4 protein-coding genes are annotated in these 3,266 nt (G+C 66.4%); 1 reads left to right on the forward strand and 3 read right to left on the reverse strand.

Annotated elements, in window-relative coordinates:
• Positions 1–551: glycosyltransferase (locus tag VFX99_RS12595; protein WP_329666638.1), on the reverse strand; the 551-nt coding region annotated here is incomplete at its 3' end.
• Between the two features lie 413 nt (positions 552–964).
• Here VFX99_RS12595 and VFX99_RS12600 point away from each other — a divergent pair.
• The gene (locus VFX99_RS12600; protein ID WP_329666639.1) at positions 965–1,459 is read left to right on the forward strand and encodes a hypothetical protein; all 495 of its coding nucleotides are present in this window, start codon (positions 965–967) and stop codon (positions 1,457–1,459) included.
• Between the two features lie 43 nt (positions 1,460–1,502).
• On the opposite strand, the gene nhaA is transcribed toward VFX99_RS12600, so the two are convergent.
• Together nhaA and VFX99_RS12610 are read right to left on the reverse strand one after the other, a co-directional pair.
• Complete coding sequence (gene nhaA / locus VFX99_RS12605) at positions 1,503–2,774, reverse strand: Na+/H+ antiporter NhaA (RefSeq protein WP_329666640.1); 1,272 nt, start codon at positions 2,772–2,774, stop codon at positions 1,503–1,505.
• A 123-nt stretch (positions 2,775–2,897) separates the two neighbouring features.
• Positions 2,898–3,266 (reverse strand): alanine:cation symporter family protein (locus VFX99_RS12610; protein ID WP_329666641.1); only part of this gene is annotated, 369 nt, incomplete at its 5' end.

Raw genomic sequence — 3,266 nt, forward strand, 5'->3', positions numbered from 1 at the left:
CCGTACGCGACGGCGGTGAAGCGATTGAAATCGTAGGTGAACCGGTTCAGCCAGCCAGGCAGTCGGGCTGCGGTGAATGGAATCGCGAATTCGGACGTGCGGGTAAGGAACGGCAGTGGAAGCGAGACGACGAACGGCACCTCCAGGCGCTCAGCAACATGGAGACCACCGAGAGCTTTGGGATGCGCCATGATCACGGTCGGCCGCACACGCTGAGCGATCTCCCACTGCTCGCGCAGAGAGATCCGCATTCCCTCTGCCATTTCACGCGCCAATGTGAGGGCGTGGGCCGGCCCGCGAAGCCAGCTCATCCCGGCGCGCATCGCCGAGTCCATCTCGGTCGCCATCGGCTCGAAGCCGACTTCGGAGGAGACAGACGCACGGTAGGGCTCGGGAGCCGCCAGGACCGCAGCGTGCCCGGCCGCGCTCAATCGCTGAGCAAGAGCCGCAAACGGCTCGATGTCGCCACGGGTACCGAAGGTCAGGATGAGGATGCGCAAGTTCAGTCCAATCGACGAAACGATCGCCGACCAGGCTTCCCGGCACTCCACCGCTCACCATACAACTCCCTGCTCCGATCCGCATCGCCGTCTCCGCGCCAAGCCATGCCCAACAGGCGGTCCCCCGGCGCGGGGTTACAGAGCCGAGGCCGCCGTATTCAGTCGGTCGAAAGAACCTTCGTCGCCCCCGCTCTCGTGGTCTGACTTCCGGCGCCGGAGCGTCTGGGCTGCAACTGGCGATCGGCGCCGCCGTCGGCCGGCTCGCCGTTGGCGTGACGACGCTCGCTCGGCGCCGCATGCCGCTCGGCCGCGAAGGCCCGCCGGGGTCGGATACCGCGGGCCCGCGATTGTTACTCCCGCAAAGTGGCGTAGTGTCGTACGGGTTCCGCGGGATCGCCCGACGGGACATGGTGAGCCGGGAAGTCTGGTCGGCACGTTCTGCGACGTGCAAGGAAAGGCTCCCAATGTCCACTGAAGTGATTGTCCGCGGCGATGACCTCCCGGTTCTCGGACCGCTGACCGTCGTCCAAGCGTCCGGCTCCGACCTCCCCCATGCACTCGTCTGGGGATTGGATCTCGGAAACGAACGGTCGCGGCATGCCGCGCAGAAGCGCCTCCGGCGGGTCGGCCAGGAAGTCGGCGACTACTCCGCCGCGCAGCCCGGATTGAGGCACCTGTTCGTGGTCTACAGCCACGGCGGGTCACTCCCCGAAGGATCCTGCCTGGGCGCCGCGGCGCAAGCCGCGACACGGTTGCACGCCGAATTCGAACGCAGCCGAGGACGCGAGATCGACGTCATCACCGTGGATGTGACCGGCTGGGAGAACGGCGAGCTGTTCCGCGACCGCATCCTCGAGGCCGTTGATGGACGCCACAACTCCCCGGGTGATGCCGCACTCGGATGGCACGACATCCTCGACTCGTCCATCCACGCGGCAGCGATGAATCAGTTCTATTGAATTGGCAAAATGCTGTCGCGGCGCTCGTCGGCAGCGCTCCGATTCAGGGATTCGTATGAGGGCGGTCACCGATCCGTCCGGTGTCCACGTCGGTCACTCCGTCGCGGTTCATGTCGGGGGTCCGCAATCGCTTGGCATCCCACCGCAGGGTGAACCCGGCCAGGACCGCCGCGATGAGGCTGGCGACCAGCACCGCGAACTTCGCGGCGGGCTCGTGGATGCCACCCTCGAAGGAGAGCTCCGCGATCAGGAGTGAGACGGTGAAACCGATGCCGGTGAGAAAACCTACCGGAAGCAGATCCCGGGTGCCGATGCCATCGGGCAGACGCAGCGGTGTGACCTTAGTGACCAGGGCGGTGACTCCGAGAACGCCGATGAGCTTGCCCAGCACCAGCGCGGCCACGATAGCGATCGCTACGGGGTCGGTGAGCGCGCCGAGCGGACCCTCTCCGCCGGACAGCGACACGCCCGCCGCGAAGAAGGCGAACACGGGGAGCGCGATGCCCGCGGACAGCGGCCGGACAACATGCTCGAGCTGCTGCGTACGGGGGACGGCCTCGCCGCGGATGGGCTTGCCCGGTGCGCAGAAGCCGAGCAGCACACCGGCGATCGTGGCGTGCACACCGGAGTCGTGCATGAGCACCCACGCGACGACGGCGAGGGGAACCAGAATCCACCACCGCATCTTCTTCACCCGCACCGCCAGCGCGAAGAGTACGACGACCGCGAACGATCCGAACAGGATCCAGATGTTCACCCCATCGGAGTAGAACAGTGCGATGATGACGATCGCGAGGAGATCGTCGACCACCGCGAGAGTGAGTAGGAACACCCGCAGCGCTACCGGGAGCCCCCGCCCGAAGATGGCGAGCACCGCGAGGGCGAACGCGATGTCGGTCGCCGTTGGGATCGCCCACCCGTGTAGCGCGGGCCCGGGGTCAAGGGCCATCACGATGGCGACGTAGATGATCGCGGGCATCGCCATCCCGCCGACCGCCGCGAGCACGGGGACACCGGCCTGTCGTGGGTTGCGGAGGCTTCCGGCGACGATCTCGTGCTTGAGCTCCACACCGACGACGAAGAAGAAGATCGCCAGGAGACCGTCAGCCGCCCACGCGGAGAGACTGAGATCGAGATGCAGAGCCGCCGGTCCGACGACCGTCTCGGAAAGCGCCCGGTAGCTCTCCTGCCAGGGCGAATTCGCCCACAGCAGCCCGACCGCCGCCGCGCCGATCATCAGGGTGCCCCCCACGACATCGCCGGAAACCCAGGCGAGAAGTCGAGACCAGCGGGAAAGCGGAGCGTGAGAGGTCACAAAGAGGTCCTTCGAGATTCGGGACGCGCATACGAGGTTCGCCGGCGGATCCGCCGACCAGACTTCCCGGCACTCCGCCGCCCAGTTTACGCGGTGCCACCCCGCGACCCGAGCAGGGAGTGGCTATCGCGGCTGCCCCGCCGCCTCCTGGATGGGCAGCGGCCCCGTGACGCTGAGCTCGTTCTCCCAGCACTCGATGCCGCTCACACCCGGCAGCCGATCACGTGTGAAGACCGGATCCCGTCCGTCGCGTCGTTGCAGGGAGTAGTCGCGCAACAGCTTGAAGCCGATGCCGGAGAGCAATCCGATCGCGATGAGGTTGACGATCGCCATCAGACCCATGATGCCGTCGGCGGTGTTCCAAATCAGGTCCGCGGAGGCGATCGACCCGACGAAGATGACGACGACCACGAGGGTGCGATAGGCCTGCAGGATCCGAGGATTCGGGGAAATGAATTCTATGTTCGATTCGCCGTAGTAGTAGTTGCCGAG

Origin of the sequence: Microbacterium sp., from assembly GCF_036277215.1 — a bacterium.
Taxonomy (GTDB): Bacteria; Actinomycetota; Actinomycetes; order Actinomycetales; family Microbacteriaceae; genus Microbacterium.